Source organism: Listeria ivanovii subsp. londoniensis (assembly GCF_000763495.1).
Lineage (GTDB): Bacteria > Bacillota > Bacilli > Lactobacillales > Listeriaceae > Listeria > Listeria londoniensis.
In genome coordinates, this window is sequence record NZ_CP009576.1 from 386,954 (window position 1) to 407,294 (window position 20,341).

Here is a 20,341-nt window from a genome sequence, read left to right on the forward strand (position 1 = left end):
TGTTATCATTGAGTGATAGGGGGTCTTTTTTTCACATAATTATACAATTCTTTATTATGAATAACCCAACAATTATCTACTTTCTCGATTTTACCTTGCTCTGTTAAAAGCGCAAGTTGTTTATAAAAACTACTCTTGGAAAGACCGCTATATGCAGCGACAATTTTTGTCCGTAATTCTTTAGGAAGTTTCACGCTATTTGGCTCCATCAGAGTTCCGTGGAATTTTGCAATATTAGCAAAAGAAAGCTCTAATTTCCCAGCTGGAATACAATCACTAAGCAGACTTTTAAAAAAAGAATGCCTCGTTAGCTCCTTCATTATGAAAAATTGAAAGCCGAAATTTTCAGGAAACATGGAAAGGAAATACTCTAAATCTTTAAAGGAAAATTTATAAACCACACATTCTGAAATAGTTTTGAAAGTTAATTTTTGCATATTTTCTTCTAATAAACTGTAATAATTAACAAATGAGCCTTTACCTAAAATAGTATAAATATTAGGTGAATCTGGACTTAACGATATGGAAACATATCCATCAATAATTAGATAAACATGTTCTTTGGTAAGCCCTTCTTCTTCAATTAATTGTGTACGGTTAGGAATAGTAATTTTTTCAAAACTAATATTACCTTTTTGAGAGAGTTGGATGAATTCCAGATAATTAAATAGCGTATTCATTTTGAGGGCTCCTTGCATTTTATTTGTCTTACTAAGAATGTGTAACAAGTTTTCCTTTTCTAGTATAACTCAGGACGTCTATCTGTGAAAATAGGAATAATGCCTCTAGTTTCAGCGACAAGGCTTAAGTCGATTTCGGCATAGAGATTTTCTTCTCCTTCTCCTGCTTGAGCAACCACATTTCCAAGTGGATCAATAACAAGTGAGTGACCATTGAAATGATTTTGTGGATCATCACCTATACGGTTTACAGCAACGACAAAAGCTTGATTTTCAATAGCCCGTGCGATTAATAGCTGTTTCCATTGGGTAATTCGTTCTGCCGGCCACTGAGCAGAAATAAATAATACTTCTGATCCTTCAGAAGTATGTTTCCGTATCCATTCAGGAAAACGGATGTCATAACATATAAAACCAGCGCAAGAAACATCATTTAGTCTGAATAAATTGGTATCATTACCAGCTTCTATAAATAAATGCTCATTCATCAGTTGGAATAAGTGAACCTTTTTATAAGAAGATAATAAACCACCATAACGATCAAATGCGTACATCGTATTTGAAAATTTACTTCCTTCTGAAATCGCTACTGAACCACCAATGATGGCAATTTGATGTTTTTCAGCTAGGTTTGCTAAAAATTCTTTTGTGCGCTCCCCATTTAAATCGGCAAGACCGGATAATTCGTTTAAGGCATAGCCGGTATTCCACATTTCAGGTAAAACTGCAACATCGGCCCCATTTTTTGCTGCTTCGACAATAGCTTTTTCCATTCGTGCATAATTTGCATCTGGATATTTAAAAGCCACATCCGTTTGACATAATGCCAACTTCCACATGTTCTTTCGCTCCCTTTTCCCCTTTTTCTTTTAAAATAACATAAGCTTGGTGATAGGTCTATTTTGACCACTTTTCACCAAGCTTAAGTATGGAATTAATCCTTTTTTAGACGTCTTGATAAGAAATTACCAAACGATTGTAATGCCTGAACCATAATAATCAATATAATAATGGTTGTGTACATAACGGTAGGTTCGAAGCGTTGGAAGCCATATTGGTAGGCGATTGTTCCTAGACCGCCAGCACCAACGAGCCCGGCCATTGCTGTTGCGCCAATCAAACCAATCGTAGCGATAGTTAGGCCTAGTACGATACCAGACCGTGCTTCACGAATAACAACACTCCAGATGATTTTTGGCGTGGAGATTCCCATTGCTTGATATGCTTCGATAACCCCTTTATCTACTTCAAGTAGGGCGGACTCCATTAAACGTGCAATATAAGGTGCTGTAAATACAACAAGTGGCATAATCACGCCTTGAATCCCAATAGTAGTTCCAACAACAGCACGTGTTACTGGAATCATTAAGAATAATAGAATGATAAAAGGTAATGAACGTAAAATATTGATAACCCAGTTCAAAACACTATAGACAACTAGATTTTCAGATTGCCCCCCTTTACGCGTTAAAATTAAGAATACGCCAAGAGGTAGACCAATAGCTAAGGCAATAACAAGCGTAATCCCAGTCATTGTCAAAGTTTCTAAAAATCCTTGCCAGAGAATCGGTCCCCATTCTTCAAAAAATGAACTCATAGTAACTCGACCTCCTCAACAACAACACCAGATTCTTTTAAATAAGCAATTGCCTTACTGTATTCTACTTCGTCCCCTTTTAAATGAACAAGCAGTTTTCCAAGTGTGCCATTTTTTAAATGATCAATTCCGCCAGCTAAAATGCTAGGCAAAACATCAAATTTGCGCGAAACAAGTGCAAGTGCGGGTTCATCAGCTTCGTCCCCAATAAAATGAAGTGAAACAAGCTTTCCAGTAGCGATATACCGTTCTAATAAATCTTGAGGAATATCAAAACTTGCCTCAGAGCCAACAAAACGTTTAGTAGTTGTATGTTTAGCTTTAGTAAATATATCTAGAACAGTCCCTTGTTCAACCAAATGCCCATTTTCCATAACGGCAACACGGTCACAAATGCGTTGAATTACATCAAGCTCATGTGTAATTAAGAAAATCGTGATGCCTAGTTCAGCGTTAATTTTAAGTAATAGTTGTAAAATCGCTTCGGTCGTTTCCGGATCAAGTGCACTTGTTGCTTCATCGCTAAGCAAAATTTCTGGCTCATGTGCAAGCGCGCGAGCAATAGCCACACGCTGTTTTTGACCGCCAGAAAGTTGGCTTGGATAGTTATTTCTCTTATCCTCTAAGCCAACAATCGATAAATATTTGTTCACACGTGTCTCGATTTCCGCTTTTGGTACACCTTCCAGTTGGAGCGGTTTAGCAATATTATCATAGACGGTAGCCGTTTTGAGCAGATTATATCCTTGGAAAATCATCCCAATTTTGCGACGAGCCACGCGCAGTTCTTTACTTGAAAGGGTAGACAGATTCTTGCCATCAATCAAAACTTGGCCCGCGTCTGGGCGTTCAAGTAGATTGATACAACGAACGAGGGTGCTTTTACCAGCGCCACTATAACCAACGACGCCGAAAATTTCTCCTTTTTCGACCTTGATAGATACATTTTTGACGGCTTCTACTGTTTTTCCATTAACGTTAAATGTCTTTGATACTTGATGTAGTTCAATCAAATTAAAACAACTCCCTAGAATGCAGGTACTACAGACCCATTAAATTCTTTTTCAATAAATTCTTTTACATCATCAGAATGGTAATATTTTTCTAATGTTTTTACAACTTCATCGTCTTTGTTTTCAGTACGGACAACAAAGACATTTGGATATGGATTGTCTTTCGTTGGTTCATGGTAAATGGCGTCTTTATTAATAGAAAGTCCAGCGCCCATTGCAAAGTTAGTATTGATAGCAGCAGCTGCCACTTCATCCAATTGCGCAGGGATTTGAGAAGCTTCTAGTTCAACAATTTCAAGATCTAATGGATTTTCGGCAATATCTTTTTTTGTTGCTTTTTCCTCCACGCCGTCTTTTAGTTTAATAATACCAGCGTCTTCAAATAATTTTAGACCTCGATATTCGTTACTAGGATCATTTGGAACGGCAATTTTGTCGCCTTTTTTCAGTTCTTTTAAATCTTTAATGTCGTTGGAGTAAATACCCATTGGGAAGGCAACTGTTTTAAAAGCGACATCTAGTTTGTATCCTTTATCTTTCTTTTGTTGCTCTAAAAAAGGAATTGTTTGATAGTTGTTAGCATCCAAGTCACCATCATTTAAAGCTGTATTTGGTGTATTATAATCATCAAATGTTTTGATTTTGATTTCTAGTCCATCTTTTTTCGCTAATTTTTGAACTTCTTCAGCGATTTGTTGGTGTGGTCCAGCGGTTGTTCCAATCGTTATTTCTTTCGTGCTTAAGGCTTTATCATCGTTTCCGCCTCCACAAGCTGCTAATCCTAAAACGAGACTTGATGCGAGTAAAATTCCTAACCCTTTTGTTAATTTTTTCATCTTTTTTCCTCCCTAGTATGTTGATGATTTATCCAGATTTATTCATAAAAGCAATAAAAAAACTTCTCTATTTAGAATAGAGAAGTGGAAAGTCGAACATATCCAGCTCCTCTTATCTACCAAAACGAAAAAACGTTTTGCTGGAATTAGCACCTTCACTTTACGCTTAAATAAAGTTAGGTTGCCGGGCTTCATCGGGCCAGTCCCTCTGCCGCTCTCGATAAGAGAAAATATTTAGAAAAACCTGTTAGTTAAAAATATACGCATTTTGCTGTAATTTGTCAATGGTTTTTTCTGTTTTTAAAAATTGGACTGGACAAATACTTCAGAAAACTTTACTATTTTAATCAATGAAACTTGTAAAGGACGGGTGTAAAATGAAAATTTCCAAACGCTTGCAAAACTTACCAGATCAGTTTTTTTCTAGTTTAGTGGAAAAAGTGGGCAAGAAAGTAGCGACAGGTCATGATGTTATTAACTTAGGTCAAGGAAATCCAGATCAGCCGACACCTGCGCATATTGTAGAGGCACTTAAAACTGCTTCTGAAAAACCCGGTAATCACAAGTATTCTTTATTTCGCGGAAAACATGAATTAAAAAAAGCGGCGGCAGATTTTTATGCACGTGAATATGATGTAACGATTGATCCTGCAACCGAAGTAGCGATTTTATTTGGAACGAAAACGGGCTTAGTCGAGTTACCAATGTGCATCATGGACCCTGGTGATGTTATGCTTTTACCAGATCCAGGTTATCCTGATTACTTGTCTGGTGTCGTGTTAGGAGAAGTGCAATTTGAAACAATGCCACTCATTGCGGAAAATAACTTTTTGCCAGATTTTACTAAAATTCCTACAGATGTTGCTGAAAAAGCGGAATTAATGTATTTAAACTATCCTAATAATCCAACTGGCGCGATTGCAACAGCAGATTTCTTTGAAGAAACAGTCGCCTTCGCTAAAGAAAACAATATAACCGTTGCTCACGATTTTGCTTATGGTGGAATTGGTTTTGATGGTAAAAAACCAATTAGTTTCCTGCAAACACCCGGTGCCAAAGAAGTTGGAATTGAATTATATACACTTTCAAAAACATACAATATGGCAGGATGGCGAGTTGGTTTTGCAGTCGGAAATAAAAACGTTATCGAAGCAATCAACCTTATTCAAGATCATATGTATGTTAGTTTATTCCCGGGAATTCAAGATGCTGCAATCGAAGCTCTAACCGGCGACCAAACATGCGTCAACGAATTGAATAATCGTTATGAAAAAAGGCGAAATGCTTTTATTATTGCTTGTGAAAGAATTGGCTGGGAAGCAGTTGCTCCAGCAGGTTCATTTTTTGCATGGATGCCTGTTCCAGAAGGGTTTACTAGCAGTCGTTTTGCGGACTATTTATTAGAAGAAGTGAACGTTGCGGTTGCAGATGGTAGCGGTTTTGGGGAATTTGGCGAGGGATATGTTCGAGTGGGGTTATTAATGGAAGAAGCCCGTTTAGAAGAGGCAGTTGCTCGAATTTCCAAATTACACCTTTTTGATAAAGTTCCACAAAGTTAAAAAGGGCAAACAGAGAAAATAGCCTGTAATAATTCAGATAATTAACCGTATGTGTTATACTTGATTAAGTGAGTCTATTTCTTATTTGTGATGGTTTAAAAAAGACTCACTGACATGAACATAATTACTTTGAAAAATATGCATGAAACCAAACTATCTGTCCCGGTAAAAACCGGCAAAATCCATGAATGAGAGGACTGTAAACTAATGGCAGAAAAGAAAATCCTTGTAGTAGATGATGAAAAACCGATTGCGGATATAGTTAAATTTAATCTAAATAAAGAAGGATTTGATGTATATTGCGCCTATGATGGCGATGAAGCATTAGAACTAGTTGAGGAAGTCCAACCAGACTTGATTTTACTAGATATTATGCTTCCAGGTCGTGATGGTATTGAGGTATGTCGTGAAGTTCGTAAAAAATATGATATGCCAATTATTATGGTCACAGCAAAAGACTCGGAGATTGATAAAGTTATCGGTCTAGAACTTGGTGCAGATGATTATGTAACGAAACCTTTCAGTAATCGTGAATTAATTGCCCGAGTGAAAGCTAATCTGCGTCGTCACAGTCAAGTGAGCTCTAGTGCGGCAGAGGAAGAAGGAAATAGTGAGCTAGAAATAGGTTCATTAATTATTCATCCTGATGCATACGTTGCTTCTAAACGTGGTGAAACAATTGAACTTACGCATCGTGAATTTGAATTGCTTCATTATTTAGCAAAGCATATGGGCCAAGTAATGACGAGAGAACATTTACTCCAAACAGTTTGGGGCTATGATTACTTTGGTGATGTTCGTACTGTAGACGTTACCGTTCGTCGTTTACGTGAAAAAATTGAAGACAATCCAAGCCATCCAGCGTGGTTAGTAACAAGACGCGGCGTGGGTTATTATTTACGTAACCCTGAACAAGAATAAGAATGTATTCGTAAGCGGTTATCGAAGTGTTAAAACTTCGGTGATCGCTTTTTTGGGTATATTCGATTAGTTGGTGTTTATTTAATAATTAAATCGACCTAATTAATACTAAAAATCGTACGTCTTCCCTGGAACATATGGTATACTAATTTAAATATATTACCCCGAATAGGAGTAGAAAGACTTATGCATAAAATGAGATTTTTTCAATCCGTACAATTTAAGTTAGTTATTATGTATTTGCTTCTGATTATTGTGGCAATGCAAGTAATTGGTGCTTATTTTGTTCGTGAATTGGAAGGACAACTGGAGAAAAATTTTCAAGATTCGATTACAAATAGTATTACTTTACTTGATTATAATGCGCGGGAAGAAATTCTGAAAAATAGCGATAATACCGTAAAGTTACAGAATGATATTCGCGAACTACTCGTTGACTATTCGCGTGCAAGTAGCAATATTATCGAAGTTAGAATAGTAGATAACAAAGGGAAAATTCTCGGTACATCTAATTTAAATAACCAAGGAATCGTTGGGCAAAAAAGCAATGATCCACTTGTAAAACGTACGCTATCACTTGGCACAAGCTCGGAAGATAAAATCTATAAAGACGAGTCTAATAAAAATAATCGTGTCTGGGTGAATGTTTCCTCAATCAAAAACAAAGGCGAAGTAATTGGGGCTATTTATCTTGTCGCAGATATTGAAAGTGTCTACAAACAAGTAGATGATATTACAAATATCTTCATTACCGGGACACTAATTGCGATGATTATTACAGCTGTTCTAGGTATTTTGCTTTCGCGAACTATTACAAAACCAATCATTGAAATGAAACGGCAAGCCTATGCAATGGCACGCGGGAATTATAGCCGCAAAGTAAAAGTGTATGGTGTCGATGAAATTGGTGAGTTAGCGGATTCTTTTAACACCTTAACTAAACGAGTACAAGAAGCACAAGCAATGACAGAAGGCGAACGGCGTAAATTATCATCTGTGCTAGCTTACATGACAGATGGAGTTATCGCTACAGACCGTCGTGGTAAAGTTATTCTAATCAACACGCCTGCAGAAAAAATGCTACGCGCCAAACATGAGAGTGCGAATGGTCGCTCAATTATCGATGTGTTAGATATTGGCGATAAATTTCAATTTGAGGATTTAATGGAAGTCGATGGATCCCTCACAATGGACCGAAGCACGTCGGACAAACCATATATCCTCCGTGCTAATTTCTCTGTTATCCAACGTGAAACAGGATTTAATAATGGTGTTATTGCCGTTTTACATGATATTACTGACCAAGAAAAGGTCGACCAAGAACGCCGTGATTTTGTTTCTAATGTTTCCCATGAACTTAGAACGCCACTTACTAGTATGCACAGTTATTTAGAAGCATTAAGCGATGGGGCATGGGAAGATAAAGAAATCGCTCCACGCTTCCTTGAAGTAACGCAAAATGAAACAGAGCGGATGATTCGTCTAGTAAACGATTTATTAAAACTGTCAAGAATGGACGGTGGCAGAGAACGTTTAGAGAAGAGTTTCGTGAATTTCACTGATTTCTTCAATCATATTATTGATCGTTTTGAAATGATGAAAAATGAAACAATCATGTTTAAACGTCATATTCCAAAAGAGCCTGTTATTATTGAAATCGATGAAGACAAAGTAATGCAAGTGTTAGATAACATCATTTCAAATGCGAATAAATATTCACCAGACGGCGGTAGAATCTCCTTCTACTTGAAAAAATATGAAAATGAAATTGAAGTTAGTATTGCGGACGAAGGCCTTGGTGTACCAGAAGAAGATTTAGCAACGATATTCGATCGCTTTTTCCGTGTAGATAAAGCTCGCTCAAGGGAAATGGGTGGAACAGGGTTAGGGCTTGCCATTGCTCGCGAAGTTATCGAAGCACATGGTGGCCGAATTTGGGCAGAACGCAATAAAACTAAAGGGACCATTATTAAATTTACCCTGCCATACAGTGACTTACCGGAGGATGATTGGGAATGATGAAAAAAACAGGCTTTCGTTCGTTTGTATTAACCATTTTAGTTATACTCAGCGTAGTCCTAAGTTACTTGATTTGGAAGGGACAGCCTGATTATGAAGCGATTAACGTTAAGGAAATAGAAAAAACAACCATTGATAAAACTATGACTACATCACAAGTGTTCCGACCATATAAACTAGCTGTTAACGCAAATGGAAAAAATTACCAGAGTTTAAACGCGGATTTGCTTAACGAATTAATCGCACAAGGGAAATCATTTAGTTTCTCAGAAGTAGTACTTGCAAACAAAAAGAACAATGAAGAATACGAGAAATTAATTCATAAAAATGGCACCATTGAAATCGTGTATCCAAACAATATTCCGTTTTCTATTTTCGCTCAAATTTTTCAAGTAGAAGGAGAAGGATTAGAATCAGCTTTCTTCAACCGGATAATTTTTGACGTCAATAACACAGACACTGGACTCCACTCGGTTTATTTCGCCAACGACGATCAAGATAATATATACCAAAGTTCACTTCAAAATAAAGATATCGATAAAATCGAAAAAATTGTTAAAACAAATGAAAGTAAATTAACAGAAAATGACAAGTTGATTTTAAACAAGCGTAATCTCTTCCTTAGTTCGGATGAAACCAAGCTCAATCGCAAAAAATATATCATTGACTCACTAGAAATAAATCAGTTTACAGCAGCACTTTTCCAAGATTCTGGTACGGTCAAAAGTGAAGGGAATACGTATACAGATGGATCGAGCGTTATTGAAATGGATACAGAAAATAAAGTATTAGAGTATGTTAATCCATCTCAAGAAAGAACCAATCCAGAAGACCTAAGTAGTGTGAAACGAGCGGGGTTAATTCAAGATAGCTTTAATTTTATTAATGATCATGCTGGGTGGACTGGCGATGGATCGTATTATTTCACTGGATATAACGGCGATAGTGGGACAACCAATTTTAGTTTGTTTGTAGATAATTTTCAAGTTTATAATGAAAATGGCATGGCAGATATCTCGGTCACAGAAGGAATTGAAGCGGTGTACAAGTATATACGACCATTTTTCCGCTTGGATACGGATGTTCCTGGGGAGAAAAAAGAAGAAACATTACCATCTTCCTATAAGGTTTATGAAGAGCTATCCAATAATCCTAATGTGAGAACTGAGGATATTCAGGATATCGTCCCTGGTTACCACATGACGAGAAGTGAATCTTCAGGTATGAATCGTATCGTGACTTTAGAACCGACTTGGTTATATAAATACCATAATAAATGGTTCCTCTTCCAGTCAGACAAGGCGGGTGAACAATAATGGATTGGCGAAAAACACAATTGATTTTTATTGTTACGCTACTTATTTTAAATGTATTTTTAGCAGTAATTTATTTCAACAAACAATTATCAGATGATCCAGATACGCTCGGCAACGAGACGCTAGAGGAACGGTTGAAAGCAGATAATATAATGTATCCTGACCTTTCAAATAAACCAACTAGTGGCGCCATTTTCACGACCGAACGCGCTGCATTTACTACGAAAGATGTTAGTGATTTAACCGGGCAAGCTATCACATTAAAAGATAACAACAAAGAAATTTATTCTATTTTACAAACTCCAGTAAAAGCTGGGAAAAAAGGGAATAACACCGAATTGAAAAAATTTATGGAGACAGAAGTATACCGTGGCGAATCATATAAGTTTTGGAACTACGATAAAGAAGCTAACACGTTAACTTTTAATCAATTAATCAACAATAATATGGTGCTTTTTGACGAAGCAGGACAAATCACATTCTATTTAGATAATGATGATCAGGTAGTTTCATATGAACAAACTTGGATGACTAAACAAGACGATTTAAAAGAAAAAACAAACTTGATGTCGGCAGCAGATGCTTTAGAAGCAGTTTATCAACATGGTGAATTAAAGCAAGATAGTGATGTGGTTTCTGCAACATTTGGCTATTACACGACTGTTCAACTACCATCAGGCAATGTTTACTTCCCCGTTTGGTGTTTTGAAGTGGAACATGCAGACACTACAAGCTATGTCTTAGTCAATGCAAAAGACGAGCAAGTAATTAATCAATCAGAGAACCAAACCACGACAGCGCCAGGAAGTGAATTATCCAGCCGTCAAAAAGTAAAATAAAATAGTAGTCAACCTAATCGCAAGCAAGATTAGGTTGATTTTTTCAAGTGACCGCACATGCAATTTTGCCGATTTAGCGTTACAATGAAAGGTATATAAGCCTTTAGGGGGATAAAAAATGTTCGCAAATAAAATTCTAACTGAAAAAGACACGGAACAAATCCGATTTAGCATATTAGCCAGTGGAAGCTCAGGCAATGCCACACTTGTAGAAACAGGCGACCAAAAAATTCTCGTGGACTGCGGTTTGAGTGGGAAGAAAATGGAAGGATTGTTTGCGCAAGTTGGTAGAGATATGAGCGATTTAGATGCGATTCTAATTACGCACGAACATTCCGATCATATTAAAGGTTTGGGCGTACTTGCTCGTAAATATAAATTACCGATTTATGCAAATGCAAAAACATGGAAAGCAATGGATAATATGATTGGAGAAGTGTCGTCTGATCAAAAATTCCAATTTGACATGGAAACAGTAAAATCTTTTGGCAGTATGCAAGTAGAATCCTTTGGTGTATCGCATGACGCGATTGAGCCGATGTTTTACATATTTCATAAAGGGAATAAAAAGTTCGTAATGATAACTGACACAGGATATGTAAGTGATCGCATGAAAGGACATATTGCAGGAGCTGATGCTTATCTTTTTGAAAGCAATCATGATGTAGAAATGCTTCGAATGGGACGCTATCCTTGGAATGTGAAACGTAGAATTCTTGGAGATGAGGGCCATGTGAGTAATGAGGATGCGGCAATCGCGATGAGCGAAGTCATTACTGATCAAACGAAACGAATTTATTTAGGGCATCTTAGTAAAGACAACAATATGAAAGAACTTGCAAGAATGAGCGTAACTCAGACATTGATGGCAGAAGGAATTGATGTCGGCGGAAAACTGGAAATTTTTGATACTGACCCAGAAAATGCTACCCCTATCTTCACCATTTAAGTTTCACTAATTTGTTAAAGTTTTTTCATCGTTTTTTCATATTTGTGGGTTACTATGAAGTATATAAATGCGAATTTTGCAGAGAGGAAGGAAGACATGGACGAGAAAGAGAAAGAGAAAGAGTTAAATGAAAACACAGAAAATGAGAGCACGCCAAAAAAAGAGGTCGAGGATACCTTACATACAGCTGAGAACCCGCAGCCAGTCCAAGAATCTCCTATCGTGGAAGGTGTGACACCAGAAGGAGAAAAATTTGCTGGCGCGACAGAAGAAGCAGCTGAAGCAAGCTCTACACATGCATTTTTTGAAGAAGCAAGTAAGGAACCTACCAGACCAGCACCAGGACCAAGACGTGCAGGAAATGCTGGCGGGGGAGTACCTCCTAATCGTGTAACACCGAGCGGAAGTGGTAACGGGAATGGACAGCCACCAAAACGCGGAAAACATTTTGTGGGATATTTTTTAACAGCGCTTATCGGAGTTATAATTGGCGGATTAATTATTTTCTTTGTTGGTTGGAACAGCGGTGATAACGCAGACACAACAAATAATACAACCGAAAATAAATCCGGAAAAGTGGAAAAAGTAACCGTTAATACGACTTCAGATGTGACTAAAGCAGTAGACAAAGTTCAAGATGCGGTAGTGAGTGTATTAAATTACCAATCGTCTTCATCTCTTGATGGAACAACTACTTCGGAAAAAGAAGCTTCATCTGGCTCAGGCGTGATTTATAAAAAGGCTAATGGTAAAGCATATATCGTAACAAACAATCACGTAGTTGCTGATGCTAATAAATTAGAAGTAACTTTCACAAACGGTAAAAAATCAGAAGCAAAATTACTTGGAACAGACGAATGGAATGATTTAGCTGTTCTTGAAATTGATGATAAAAATGTAAGTACAGTTGCAGCATTTGGCGACTCTGATGCATTAAAATTAGGGGAACCAGCAATTGCCATAGGTAGTCCGCTTGGAACAGAATTTTCTGGCTCCGTGACACAAGGTATCATTTCCGGCTTAAATCGCGCGGTACCAGTGGATACAAATGGTGATGGAACAGAAGACTGGGAAGCAGACGTTATCCAAACAGACGCAGCAATCAACCCAGGTAACAGTGGTGGAGCTTTAATTAATATCGAAGGACAAGTAATTGGGATTAATTCCATGAAAATTTCAATGGAAAATGTAGAAGGTATTAGCTTTGCGATTCCAAGTAACACAGTAGAACCAATCATCGAACAATTAGAAACAAAAGGTGAAGTAGAACGTCCATCACTTGGCGTTTCCTTACGTGATGTGGATACTATTCCAGAAACACAACAAAAAAATATCTTGAAATTACCAGACAGCGTTGATTATGGCGCAATGGTTCAACAAGTCGTATCTGGCTCTGCAGCTGATAAAGCAGGACTAAAACAATATGATGTTATTGTTGAGCTAAACGGTGAAAAAGTAACAAATTCCATGACATTACGCAAAATCTTATATGGCAATGATGTAAAAATTGGTGATAAAGTCAAGGTGAAATACTACCGTGATGGAAAAGAAAAAACATCAGATATTCAATTAGAAGCAGCAAAAACAACTACATGATGAATGAAAAGCCATTCTCTTGAAAAAGAGGGTGGCTTTTTGTGTGTGGAAAAGTTGTGGATAGGTATTTTTTTCGGATATAGATATAGTAGAGAACGTGAATTCGGCTACTAAATATAGGAATTGTTTGTGGATATGTGGATAAGTTCTGTGGATAACCTGTGTGTAAGCAGTGAATATCTTGTGGAAAAGAACAATTTTGATAATTTGATTAATAAATACAGATTTATTTTTGAAAAAAACGTATTTTTTGTGAAAATATGGGACAAAAAAAGAAAAATGTGGATAGAAAGCCGTTTATCCACAATCCATCAAATAATATGGCGGAATTGTAAAAAGGAAAAAAACTTTACTAAAAAAAGGAATACGTGAGAACTACTGTGGGAGAAGAGTTTAGCGCGATTTTAGAGAATAATAATGGGCTGAAATAGTACTAAACTGCCCTTGTGGATAACCTGTGGATAGTGGAAATCGCTCAGTATATATATTGTATGGAATGTATGTTCGGACACAAAATAGAGAGTTAGGCTGTGGATATGTGGATAATATTTGTGTATAACTTGTGTATAAGGGTGGGATAACTTGTGGGGAAAGTACTTTGACTAAATTTTTCGTAACGGTGTATATGATATGAGAAAAGAACTAAAAAGCAGAAATTAGTTTTAGGTAGTGCTTGGTGCATAATTTGTTGTATCATAAGAGTATTAATAAAATTAAGGGTGGCGCAAATGAATATTCAAATTGTAACGGTGGGAAAACTAAAAGAAAAATATTTAGTGCAGGGAATTGCGGAATACTTAAAGCGTCTTAGCGCCTATGCAAAAGTATCTATTGTCGAAGTTGCAGACGAAAAAGCACCAGAAGTATTGAGCGAGGCGGAAATGAAGCAAGTGAAAGATAAGGAAGGTGCGCGGATTTTGGCGAAAATCCCTGAAGATGCTTATGTAATTGCGCTTGCGATAGATGGGAAGATGAAGTCGAGCGAGGAATTTGCGGCGGATTTGGATAAACTGGCGACTTACGGCCGGAGTAAGGTGACATTTGTGATTGGCGGGTCGCTTGGGCTTAGTGAGGCGGTTTTGAAACGGAGTGATGAGCGGATTTCGTTTGGGCGGTTGACCTTACCGCATCAGTTGATGAGACTCGTGTTGGTGGAGCAGGTTTACCGGGCGTTTCGGATTGTGCGAGGGGAGCCGTATCATAAATGAGCATACAATTAAAACTAATTATCGCATTGACAAAGCTAATAAATGTCAAAAAAATCTTTACACTAGAAGATCAAACTCTACGAAATGAAATCGCAAAAAAACAGAAAAAAATAGAAAAACCGAAGAAAAATAGTTTTCAAGGGTATGAAAAAGAAGTTTTGCAGGTTAATGACCATGGATTGTACAGATTTTCCAAGATAGCAAATAAAAATGCGCTGCTATATTTGCCGGGTGGTGGTTTTGTGTTGCCTATTTCAGGGGTGCATTGGGATTATTTGTCTGATTTATCCGAGCATGTAGATGTAGATATTTTTGTCGGAATTTACCCATTAGCGCCGGAGTTTAATGTGGGTGATGTGCTGGCGTTTGTTGAGGGCAGTATTGCAACGATGAAAGCGATGGGCTATGAGGAAATAACGATAATGGGTGACTCTGCTGGCGGGAATACTGCGCTTGCGGCGGTGCAACTAGATGAAATAAAGCAGCATGTGGATAAAGTGGTAGCGATTTCGCCGTTAGTGGATTTTGCCTTGACGAATCCAGCGATAGTTGAGGTGGAGAAGAAGGATACGATTGTTGCAACTAAGGCGCTTAATGAGATTAGGGCGTGGTATGCGGGGGATTATTTGGTAGACAGTCCGCTAATTAGCCCGATTAATGGTGAGTTTGATGATGCGAAAGTGCTTATGGTGAGTGGGACTAGGGATGTGACGAATCCGGATACGAACCGGATGGCGCGGATGCACGGGGAGATTGAGTATTTGGAGTTTCCTGGGTTGCCGCATGTGTTTGCGCTGTATCCAATTCCGGAAGCTAGAGAGGTTAATGAGCGTGTTTGGGGGTTTGTTGATGGGTGATTGGAAAAGATAATTAAGAAATTTTATCTGTAGTATAAATCATTTTTCGAAAGGAGAATTAAAATGTCCTTCTTAAAAAAATATGGCTTTTATTTTTTGCTTCTTGGCGTACTGAGTGATTTTCTAACGCCGTACATACTGGGGATATTTTATCCTGGGTTAAACCAAATGACAATGGTGATGAGTGTGTTTGGGGATGTGGCTAGTCCGGTTCGTGGGGCGTTTTTGGTTTGGTCGGTGGTTTCGGGGGCGCTGTTTGTGCTTGCTTTACCGGCGATTTATCAGAGCGCTTTTAAGCAATCACGGACTTTGGCGATTTTGCTGGTTTCTGCAATTGGATTGTACGGGATTGGCGATTGTATCTTCACGGGGTTATTTAGTATTGATACGGAACAAGCGACTTGGACGTTTTCAACTTGGGTGCACAATATAGGCTCAGGTTTGGGGTATATGGGATTTTTACTGTTTCCATTGTTCTTGGTGCTACTTTACCGAAAAACGGGTGAGACGGCTTCTAGCAAGCTTTATTTGGTGCTTCTAATTGTTAGTTTGCTGTCAGCGGGTGTATATGGCTTGGCGCGGATTCCGGCGGTTAATTATTTGCCTGTTTTGGATAAAATTGGCTTTTGTCAGCGGGTTAGTTTCTTTTTTAATTATTTGCCGATTGTTGTTTTTGGGGTTGAGGGGATTAGGAGAGGATATGAGAAACCCTAGATTCCCGTAAAATCTAGCGTTTTGTTTTTAGTTGGATTTTCGATGCGATTACGATATGATTGTTTTGAAGGTGAAAAACATAACATAAGGAGATGGACAGATGAAGAAAAAAACAGTGCATGGCTGGGAGATTATCTCTAGTCTGGATGCGCGAATTTATGAAGATGAGACGGGAGTAGCGATTTTGGTCGATATGGATGGATTTGGAGATCAAACCCCAGTTATTTTGGATTTTGATGAGGATGGCGCGGATGTGAGATCGTTTTCACATTTGACGAAGAAGATTCGGATTTCGCTCAATAGGAAGATATTTATTGATTGGCGGGATGAGTATTTCGGGGAAGCTGTGCAGGAGATGGATATTGTTGAGGTGGAGCGGGACTAACCGTTAAAAACATAAAAAAGGAGAGCAACAAGATGAACAAAAAATTAGTAGGTATTATTATTTTAGGTGTTATGCTTTTGTTAGTGGGCTGTGGTAAAGAGGTTGTTGATAGTAAATTTACCGGGAAATGGAAATTGGAATCGTCTGGTATTGGTATGAGTGATGGGGCAAGTTACAAGGAAACAGATGAGTCGGATGAAATCAGCCTTGATTTGGACATTGACATGGAGGGAAATGTAAAAGAATTATATATAGATGATACAGTTGCTACAACTAATTCTTATAAATTAAAGCAAACAGGTGACGATGAGTATCAATATGATGGACCGATAGTCAGTAAAAGAGTGTACAGTTATGAGACGGAAAGTGAAAAAGAGAAAGTGCAGTCTGATTTGGCAGCTCTTAAAGCGAAAGATAATATTAAGATAACAAAAAGTGAACAAAAGGGCGATGAGTATCGTATCGAGCTCAAAGATGAGGAAGATAATTTTGTGCTTTCTTTTGAAATTCAAAACAAAAAATTAATTTTCAAGAAAGTAGATAAGAAAGAGAATGTTTTGATTAAGCAAACATATAAGAAACAATAAGCCCAAACTATTCTTTTGAGGACTGCTCAGAAGAATAGTTTTTTTGTTGAATTAGCAATTTTTATAGTTAAATTTACAATAAATCGACATTCTAGGTATATAATGATGTATGAGAAGATGAAAATACATTACATAAAAAGGATGTTTTCGATGGATTTAGTGGGATTGTTGAAGTATATGCAGGAGAATTATGGGGAACAAAAGGATAATTATCCAATGGCTGGAAATGAAGTGGCGAAAAACTTTAAGCAAGGAGCAAAAAGTGCGATACCAACAACATTTTTAGGCAATAGTTACAAAGTTTCAGCGTCGATTGGTCAAGGTAGTTGGGCAAATGTACCTTGGATTGCGGTGCACGACAAAGCTATTAGTACGAGCGTTCAACAGGGTGTTAATATTGTGTACTTATTTACGAATGATTACAACGGCGTATATCTATCACTCAACCAAGGATATACATTTATTAATGATAATTACAAAGATACTAAAACAACTTTAAAAAAAATTGCGTATTTTTGGCAGGATAATCTGTCAACATTAAACACAGAAGAGGGGTTTACAACCAGAGCAATAAATTTAGGAATAGATGCTAAAAGATACAATACACTTGTGAAAGGGTATGAGAATTGTAATATTTACAGTAAATTTTATGACATTTCACAACTAACAGAAGATGATAACAACTTGTTATTGCAAGATTTATTGCATATGATTACTGTTTTTAAAGAATTAAAAATGCACTTAATACCAGACAAAGAAAAGAGTGTAAAAGCAACAATTGATTTTATTTTGACTGATGGTGATTATGTTGAACTAAATGAAAAAGCAAAATCCGATAAAATTAATAACTTAGAAAAGGAACGAAAATTAGTTCTTGTTAAAGAGGAAGCAAAGCAGAAGGGAACATTGATTAAAGAAGGAAGCGTAGAATATGAAACGAAAAGGGATTATGTTAAAGAAGCCATTAGAAATACTGAGAAGGGGCTTCAAGGAGAGATTCTTGTTCTTAATTTTGAGCGGGAGCGCTTATTGAAAAATCCTGTTACTAAGCCGTATGTTGAGAAAATAACCCATGTTGCTCAAAATGGAGATGGACATGGATACGATATTATTTCCTATGATGTAGATCCAATTTCATCAGATAAAGTAATAGAAATTTATATTGAAGTAAAGACAACAATAGGTAGTAGAAATACACCATTCTATATTTCGGAAAACGAGTTAAATGTTGCTAAGTTAAAAGGAGAACGTTATAAGATATATCGAGTGTATAATTATAATGGGATGCCCAAATTAAAAATTATAGATGATTTATTTACTGATAAATTCATAGTAGAACCAATCAATTATATTGTAAGAGGAGTGAACCAAAATGACAAACACACTAAAATCTAGCTATCAAAAAACACCATACAAATTAAGTGGCAACGGCCCGCGCAACATCAGTGTTTTAAAAGAAGCTTTTCAAAATATTGATGAAAATCTAGAAAGTGACATTTACGGAAATGGAGCTATCATTGAAGACTTTCAAACAAAAATCGCGAAAATTCTCGGTAAAGAAGAAGCGGTATTTTTCCCAAGCGGTACAATGGCTCAACAAATCGCGTTACGGATATGGGCAGACCGCAAAAACAACCGACGAATGGCGTATCATCCACTGTCGCATTTGGAGATTCATGAGCAGGACGGCCTGAAAGAATTGCAACAAATTAATCCAGTATTACTTGGAACTGCGGAAAGACTTCTGACAATAGAAGATATCAAAGCCCTTCAAGAACCAGTTTCAAGCGTTCTTCTTGAACTCCCTCAACGCGAAATTGGTGGACAGCTACCTTCTTTTGAAGAGCTTGAAGAAATCTCAGCATATTGTAAAGAACAAGGTATCGCACTACATTTAGACGGCGCACGATTATGGGAAGTAACGCCATTTTATGAGAAATCAGCGGAAGAAATTTGTGCACTTTTCGACAGTGTTTACGTGTCATTTTACAAAGGAATTGGTGCAATTGCTGGAGCTGTTTTGGCTGGAGATGCTGATTTCGTGCAAGAAGCAAAAATCTGGAAACGTCGATATGGCGGGGATTTGATTAGTTTGTATCCGTATATTTTATCGGCAGATTATTATTTTGAGCAGCGGATTGGGATGATGAATAGTTATTATCAGGCGGCGAAAAAATTAGCAGAGCGGTTTAATGCTTGTGCTGGTGTAAAAACAGTTCCGGAAGTGCCGGTTTCGAATATGTTTCATGTACACTTTGATAAACCTATTAATGAAATTGGACCAAAGCTTACTGAAATTCATGATGAAACTGGGGTTGGGATTTCGGGGTATTTGCAGGAGAAATCGGAGGGTGTTTGTAGTTTTGAAGTGAGTGTTGGAGATGGATTGGATGAGATTCAGGAAGACGTTCTTCATTCACTATTTGAAAAACTAGCAAAATTGTAAGGAGGCCCCCCATGCCAAAACTAATCATCGATGCCGACGATTTTGGTTTATCCAAAGCAATCAATCACGGCATCATCGAAAGCTACAAAACTGGAATCACGACCTCCACTTTACTAATGCCTAACCTAGAAACAGCAGAGCACGGAGTCCACCTAGCCAAAGACCACCCAGACCTATTCATCGGACAACACACCAACTTCCTGCTCGGGAAACCATGTGCCAATCCAGCAGAAATCCCATCACTCGTCGACACAAATGGCAAGTTTCATCGTTCCAAATATTACCGCGCCAATCCAGATGTGAAATTCCAGTATGATGATGTTCGAACAGAAACCATCGCCCAAATGGAACGCTTCAAGTCATTAACAGGTCATTACCCAAAACACATCGATTGTCACTCGATTGGCGATGAAACGGTGGATCAAGTATTTTGGGATATTTCACAAGAATTTGGTATACACACCACTTTAAAATACAGTGGGACCAAAACGTGGCCCGACCAGGATGGCTACTGGCCAATTGCTAAACTCCTAGAATCAGGCGCGCTTCCTTATATTCAAAATGGTGTCACAGTCGAAAACTTCTTAAACGACGATTTTGGCTTACTCAAACTGGCGCCAGACGAAATTGCGGAAATGCATTTTGATGTAGGTTTTCTCGATCAATTTGTACTTGATAATTCTTCCTATACCTTGATGCGATGTCGTGAACTGGCGACAATTTGCGATGTTCGAGTGCGGAACTGGCTCGAAAAAAATGGTTGTGAGTTGATTTCATTTGCGGACCTTGCGAAATAAAATCGATTTACACTTCACATTC

The 20,341-nt window shown here is 37.6% G+C and carries 20 protein-coding genes and 1 riboswitch; of the genes, 15 read left to right on the forward strand and 5 right to left on the reverse strand.

The genetic code is table 11. The annotated features are described in order from the left end of the window. Nucleotides 1–5: 5 nt before the first annotated feature. The 5 genes from JL53_RS01890 to JL53_RS01910 form a co-directional block, all read right to left on the reverse strand. Nucleotides 6–680 carry a Crp/Fnr family transcriptional regulator gene (locus JL53_RS01890; protein ID WP_038406584.1) on the reverse strand — a complete coding sequence of 225 codons (675 nt, stop codon included), beginning with the start codon at nucleotides 678–680 and terminating at the stop codon, nucleotides 6–8. Between the two features lie 59 nt (nucleotides 681–739). Then, nucleotides 740–1,519, reverse strand: coding sequence for a carbon-nitrogen family hydrolase (locus JL53_RS01895; protein WP_038406585.1), 780 nt, complete (start codon nucleotides 1,517–1,519; stop codon nucleotides 740–742). A gap of 95 nt (nucleotides 1,520–1,614) precedes the next feature. After that, nucleotides 1,615–2,277 carry a methionine ABC transporter permease gene (locus JL53_RS01900; RefSeq protein ID WP_038406586.1) on the reverse strand — a complete coding sequence of 221 codons (663 nt, stop codon included), beginning with the start codon at nucleotides 2,275–2,277 and terminating at the stop codon, nucleotides 1,615–1,617. Further along, a complete protein-coding gene (locus JL53_RS01905) occupies nucleotides 2,274–3,290 on the reverse strand; it encodes a methionine ABC transporter ATP-binding protein (RefSeq protein ID WP_003718387.1) in 1,017 nt (338 codons plus the stop codon). Before JL53_RS01905 ends, JL53_RS01900 begins: the two co-directional genes overlap by 4 nt. Nucleotides 3,291–3,304: 14 nt before the next feature. After that, nucleotides 3,305–4,126 carry a MetQ/NlpA family ABC transporter substrate-binding protein gene (locus JL53_RS01910; protein WP_003718388.1) on the reverse strand — a complete coding sequence of 274 codons (822 nt, stop codon included), beginning with the start codon at nucleotides 4,124–4,126 and terminating at the stop codon, nucleotides 3,305–3,307. 109 nt (nucleotides 4,127–4,235) lie between these two features. Then, nucleotides 4,236–4,353: riboswitch (SAM riboswitch) on the reverse strand. A gap of 150 nt (nucleotides 4,354–4,503) precedes the next feature. On the opposite strand from JL53_RS01910, the gene JL53_RS01915 reads away from it, so the two are divergent. From JL53_RS01915 to JL53_RS01990, 15 genes are all read left to right on the forward strand, one after another. Further along, nucleotides 4,504–5,685, forward strand: a complete 1,182-nt coding sequence (locus JL53_RS01915; protein ID WP_003718389.1) for a pyridoxal phosphate-dependent aminotransferase — start codon at nucleotides 4,504–4,506, stop codon at nucleotides 5,683–5,685. 207 nt (nucleotides 5,686–5,892) lie between these two features. Continuing rightward, a complete protein-coding gene (gene yycF / locus JL53_RS01920; RefSeq protein WP_038406587.1) occupies nucleotides 5,893–6,606 on the forward strand; it encodes a response regulator YycF in 714 nt (237 codons plus the stop codon). Between the two features lie 186 nt (nucleotides 6,607–6,792). Further along, nucleotides 6,793–8,625, forward strand: a complete 1,833-nt coding sequence (gene walK, locus JL53_RS01925) for a cell wall metabolism sensor histidine kinase WalK (RefSeq protein ID WP_003718392.1) — start codon at nucleotides 6,793–6,795, stop codon at nucleotides 8,623–8,625. Next, nucleotides 8,622–9,941, forward strand: coding sequence for a two-component system activity regulator YycH (gene yycH / locus JL53_RS01930; protein WP_077916397.1), 1,320 nt, complete (start codon nucleotides 8,622–8,624; stop codon nucleotides 9,939–9,941). Before walK ends, yycH begins: the two co-directional genes overlap by 4 nt. Beyond that, nucleotides 9,941–10,780, forward strand: a complete 840-nt coding sequence (locus JL53_RS01935) for a two-component system regulatory protein YycI (protein WP_038406588.1) — start codon at nucleotides 9,941–9,943, stop codon at nucleotides 10,778–10,780. Before yycH ends, JL53_RS01935 begins: the two co-directional genes overlap by 1 nt. A 118-nt stretch (nucleotides 10,781–10,898) precedes the next feature. Continuing rightward, nucleotides 10,899–11,729: an MBL fold metallo-hydrolase gene (locus tag JL53_RS01940; protein ID WP_038406589.1), complete on the forward strand. Its 831-nt coding sequence runs from the start codon at nucleotides 10,899–10,901 to the stop codon at nucleotides 11,727–11,729. A gap of 96 nt (nucleotides 11,730–11,825) precedes the next feature. Next, nucleotides 11,826–13,325 (forward strand): S1C family serine protease, encoded by a 1,500-nt coding sequence (locus tag JL53_RS01945; protein ID WP_038406590.1) that lies wholly within the window; start codon nucleotides 11,826–11,828, stop codon nucleotides 13,323–13,325. Between the two features lie 728 nt (nucleotides 13,326–14,053). Further along, a complete protein-coding gene (rlmH, locus tag JL53_RS01955; RefSeq protein WP_003718398.1) occupies nucleotides 14,054–14,533 on the forward strand; it encodes a 23S rRNA (pseudouridine(1915)-N(3))-methyltransferase RlmH in 480 nt (159 codons plus the stop codon). After that, nucleotides 14,530–15,390 carry an alpha/beta fold hydrolase gene (locus JL53_RS01960; protein ID WP_038406592.1) on the forward strand — a complete coding sequence of 287 codons (861 nt, stop codon included), beginning with the start codon at nucleotides 14,530–14,532 and terminating at the stop codon, nucleotides 15,388–15,390. The genes rlmH and JL53_RS01960 overlap by 4 nt, the downstream gene beginning before the upstream one ends. Nucleotides 15,391–15,453: 63 nt before the next feature. After that, nucleotides 15,454–16,104, forward strand: a complete 651-nt coding sequence (locus JL53_RS01965) for a DUF998 domain-containing protein (RefSeq protein ID WP_038406593.1) — start codon at nucleotides 15,454–15,456, stop codon at nucleotides 16,102–16,104. Between the two features lie 100 nt (nucleotides 16,105–16,204). Then, nucleotides 16,205–16,489: a hypothetical protein gene (locus JL53_RS01970; protein ID WP_038406594.1), complete on the forward strand. Its 285-nt coding sequence runs from the start codon at nucleotides 16,205–16,207 to the stop codon at nucleotides 16,487–16,489. Between the two features lie 32 nt (nucleotides 16,490–16,521). Beyond that, complete coding sequence (locus JL53_RS01975; RefSeq protein WP_038406595.1) at nucleotides 16,522–17,076, forward strand: hypothetical protein; 555 nt, start codon at nucleotides 16,522–16,524, stop codon at nucleotides 17,074–17,076. A gap of 150 nt (nucleotides 17,077–17,226) precedes the next feature. Beyond that, nucleotides 17,227–18,471 (forward strand): MrcB family domain-containing protein, encoded by a 1,245-nt coding sequence (locus JL53_RS01980; protein WP_003718406.1) that lies wholly within the window; start codon nucleotides 17,227–17,229, stop codon nucleotides 18,469–18,471. Next, nucleotides 18,449–19,522 carry a threonine aldolase family protein gene (locus JL53_RS01985; RefSeq protein ID WP_038406596.1) on the forward strand — a complete coding sequence of 358 codons (1,074 nt, stop codon included), beginning with the start codon at nucleotides 18,449–18,451 and terminating at the stop codon, nucleotides 19,520–19,522. The genes JL53_RS01980 and JL53_RS01985 overlap by 23 nt, the downstream gene beginning before the upstream one ends. Before the next feature lie 11 nt (nucleotides 19,523–19,533). Next, on the forward strand, nucleotides 19,534–20,319 hold the full coding sequence (locus JL53_RS01990; protein WP_003745415.1) for a ChbG/HpnK family deacetylase: 786 nt from the start codon (nucleotides 19,534–19,536) through the stop codon (nucleotides 20,317–20,319). Nucleotides 20,320–20,341 lie beyond the last annotated feature (22 nt).

Excerpts from the sequence above, each read along its gene's own strand:
- JL53_RS01960 (WP_038406592.1), top strand. The coding sequence starts at position 14,530 with ATGAGCATACAATTAAAACTAATTATCGCATTGACAAAGCTAATAAAT.
- JL53_RS01940 (WP_038406589.1), top strand. The coding sequence starts at position 10,899 with ATGTTCGCAAATAAAATTCTAACTGAAAAAGACACGGAACAAATCCGA.
- JL53_RS01895 (WP_038406585.1), bottom strand. The coding sequence starts at position 1,519 with ATGTGGAAGTTGGCATTATGTCAAACGGATGTGGCTTTTAAATATCCA.
- JL53_RS01965 (WP_038406593.1), top strand. The coding sequence starts at position 15,454 with ATGTCCTTCTTAAAAAAATATGGCTTTTATTTTTTGCTTCTTGGCGTA.
- JL53_RS01915 (WP_003718389.1), top strand. The coding sequence starts at position 4,504 with ATGAAAATTTCCAAACGCTTGCAAAACTTACCAGATCAGTTTTTTTCT.
- JL53_RS01990 (WP_003745415.1), top strand. The coding sequence starts at position 19,534 with ATGCCAAAACTAATCATCGATGCCGACGATTTTGGTTTATCCAAAGCA.
- JL53_RS01970 (WP_038406594.1), top strand. The coding sequence starts at position 16,205 with ATGAAGAAAAAAACAGTGCATGGCTGGGAGATTATCTCTAGTCTGGAT.
- JL53_RS01980 (WP_003718406.1), top strand. The coding sequence starts at position 17,227 with ATGGATTTAGTGGGATTGTTGAAGTATATGCAGGAGAATTATGGGGAA.
- JL53_RS01900 (WP_038406586.1), bottom strand. The coding sequence starts at position 2,277 with ATGAGTTCATTTTTTGAAGAATGGGGACCGATTCTCTGGCAAGGATTT.
- rlmH (WP_003718398.1), top strand. The coding sequence starts at position 14,054 with ATGAATATTCAAATTGTAACGGTGGGAAAACTAAAAGAAAAATATTTA.
- JL53_RS01985 (WP_038406596.1), top strand. The coding sequence starts at position 18,449 with ATGACAAACACACTAAAATCTAGCTATCAAAAAACACCATACAAATTA.
- JL53_RS01945 (WP_038406590.1), top strand. The coding sequence starts at position 11,826 with ATGGACGAGAAAGAGAAAGAGAAAGAGTTAAATGAAAACACAGAAAAT.
- yycF (WP_038406587.1), top strand. The coding sequence starts at position 5,893 with ATGGCAGAAAAGAAAATCCTTGTAGTAGATGATGAAAAACCGATTGCG.
- JL53_RS01890 (WP_038406584.1), bottom strand. The coding sequence starts at position 680 with ATGAATACGCTATTTAATTATCTGGAATTCATCCAACTCTCTCAAAAA.
- yycH (WP_077916397.1), top strand. The coding sequence starts at position 8,622 with ATGATGAAAAAAACAGGCTTTCGTTCGTTTGTATTAACCATTTTAGTT.
- JL53_RS01975 (WP_038406595.1), top strand. The coding sequence starts at position 16,522 with ATGAACAAAAAATTAGTAGGTATTATTATTTTAGGTGTTATGCTTTTG.
- JL53_RS01910 (WP_003718388.1), bottom strand. The coding sequence starts at position 4,126 with ATGAAAAAATTAACAAAAGGGTTAGGAATTTTACTCGCATCAAGTCTC.
- JL53_RS01935 (WP_038406588.1), top strand. The coding sequence starts at position 9,941 with ATGGATTGGCGAAAAACACAATTGATTTTTATTGTTACGCTACTTATT.
- walK (WP_003718392.1), top strand. The coding sequence starts at position 6,793 with ATGCATAAAATGAGATTTTTTCAATCCGTACAATTTAAGTTAGTTATT.